This window comes from Yinghuangia sp. YIM S10712, assembly GCF_051388935.1.
Taxonomy (GTDB): domain Bacteria; phylum Actinomycetota; class Actinomycetes; order Streptomycetales; family Streptomycetaceae; genus Yinghuangia.
In genome coordinates this window covers 1-2,192 of the sequence record NZ_JBPKBI010000065.1, presented here as the reverse complement: position 1 = coordinate 2,192, position 2,192 = coordinate 1, and the positions used below count along the sequence as shown (strand labels likewise).

2 protein-coding genes are annotated in these 2,192 nt (G+C 65.4%); both read left to right on the top strand.

The window, feature by feature from the left end; all coding sequences use genetic code 11:
• Positions 1-67: 67 nt before the first annotated feature.
• Complete coding sequence (gene istA, locus ACRX5W_RS33190; protein ID WP_436792114.1) at positions 68-1,327, top strand: IS21 family transposase; 1,260 nt, start codon at positions 68-70, stop codon at positions 1,325-1,327.
• Positions 1,324-2,130: an IS21-like element helper ATPase IstB gene (istB, locus tag ACRX5W_RS33185; RefSeq protein ID WP_436792113.1), complete on the top strand. Its 807-nt coding sequence runs from the start codon at positions 1,324-1,326 to the stop codon at positions 2,128-2,130. The genes istA and istB overlap by 4 nt, the downstream gene beginning before the upstream one ends.
• Positions 2,131-2,192: the final 62 nt, after the last annotated feature.

Sequence of the window (2,192 nt, the reverse complement as noted above, 5' to 3'; positions counted from 1 at the left end):
TGTCGCGGGTTCCTGAAGACTGACCCCCAGGAGCCTTCCGAAAATTGACCCCCCATGACCATGGAGGGTGCTGAACGTGGAGGACTGGGCCGAGATACGCCGTCTGCATCGAGCGGAGGGCGTACCCATCAAAGAGATCGCGCGGCGGCTGGGGGTGGCCCGGAATACCGTGCGGGCTGCGTTGTCCTCGGACCGGCCACCGAAATACGAGCGGGCGCCGAGGGGTTCGGTCGCGGATGCTTTCGAACCGCAGATCCGGGCCTTGCTGAAGGAATGGCCACGGATGCCGGCTCCGGTCGTTGCGGAACGCATCGGCTGGCCGTACTCGATGTCGCCGTTGAAGAAGCGGCTGGCTCTGCTCAGGCCTGAATACGTGGGAATCGATCCGGTGGACCGCGTCCACTACGAGCCCGGCGAGATCACCCAGTGCGATCTGTGGTTTCCCGAGACGAAGATTCCGGTGGCTCCCGGGCAGGAGCGGATCCTGCCGGTTCTGGTCATGACGCTGGGATTCTCCCGCTACTTGTCCGCTGCGATGATCCCGTCCCGGCAGGGCGGGGACATCCTGTCGGGGATGTGGCAGCTGATCGACGCGGTCGGGCGAGTCTCCAAAATCCTGGTCTGGGACCGGGAATCGGCGATCGGCGGGACGGGCCGGGTGACCGCGCCCGCGGCGGCTTTCGCCGGGACGCTGGCCACCCGCATCAAACTCGCACCCCCGCGGGACCCGGAATACAAGGGAATGGTCGAACGGAACAACCAGTTCCTGGAGACCTCGTTCCTTCCGGGACGGGCGTTCGGCTCCCCCGAGGATTTCAACGGACAACTGGCGGAATGGCTGGTGCGGGCGAACTCCCGCACGGTCCGGGCGATTCAGGGCCGACCGGCCGACCTTCTGGAGACCGATTACCTGTCGATGCTTCCGCTGCCGCCCGTCGTCCCGCCGATCGGGCTGAACCACCGGATTCGTCTGGCACGCGACTACTACGTCCGCGTCGACACCGTCGACTACTCCGTGGACCCGCAAGTGATCGGCCGGTTCGTCGACGTGACCGCGTCCCTGGACACGGTCACCGTGTTCTGCGAGGGCCGGGTCGTCGCCCAGCACCGGCGGTCCTGGGCGAAACAGACCGTGGTCACCGACCCGACCCACGCGGCCACCGCCGCCCGGATGCGTCAGGCCCTCGCCGAGGACCGCCGCCGGCGCGAGGCCGCCACCCGCCACCACCCCGACGGCCATGCCGTCACGCTGCGGGCCCTGCCCGACTACGACGCCCTTTTCGGTGTCGATTTCGACCCCACACCCACGAAAGCGAGCAACGAATGAGCACTTTCGTCAAAGACAACCCGCCGCACAAAGACGGGCTTCCGTCGATGCTTGCCTATCTCACCCGAGCGCTGAAGATGCCGACGATCGGCGCCACGTGGGAAGACCTTGCCGTTCAGGCGAGAGACGAAAACTGGTCACACGAGGAATACCTTGCCGCCCTGCTGCAACGGCAGGTCGCCGACCGGGAATCGAAAGGCACCGTGATGCGGATCCGCACGGCCCACTTCCCGCAGGTCAAAACCCTGGAGGACTTCAACCTCGACCACCTGCCCTCGCTCCGGCGTGATGTCCTCGCACACCTGGCGACCGGCACGTTCGTGGCGAAATCGGAGAACGTCATCCTCCTCGGTCCGCCGGGAATCGGGAAGACACACCTGGCCATCGGACTCGGAGTCAAGGCCGCCCACTCGGGATACTCGGTCCTGTTCGACACGGCGAGCAACTGGATCTCCCGTCTCGCCGAGGCCCACCAGGCCGGCCGCCTGGAAGCCGAACTCAAAAAGATCCGCCGCTACAAACTGATCATCATCGACGAGGTCGGCTACATCCCGTTCGATCAGGACGCCGCAAACCTGTTCTTCCAACTCATCGCGTCCCGCTACGAACAGGGCTCGGTCATGGTTACCTCGAACCTGCCGTTCGGACGCTGGGGAGAAACATTCTCCGACGACGTCGTGGCCGCCGCCATGATCGACCGCCTGGTCCATCACGCCGAGGTCCTCACCCTCACCGGCGATTCCTACCGCACCCGCCAACGACGCGAACTCCTCGCCAAAGAGAACCGCGCCAACCAGCACTGAACCGACGCTGGGGGTCAATTTTCCGAGACCCGCAAGGGGTCAAATTTCAGGGAGCGTTGACA

What these genes read in the sequence shown, in the direction of transcription:
- istB (WP_436792113.1), top strand. Translation starts at nt 1,324, where the DNA reads ATGAGCACTTTCGTCAAAGACAACCCGCCGCACAAAGACGGGCTTCCG.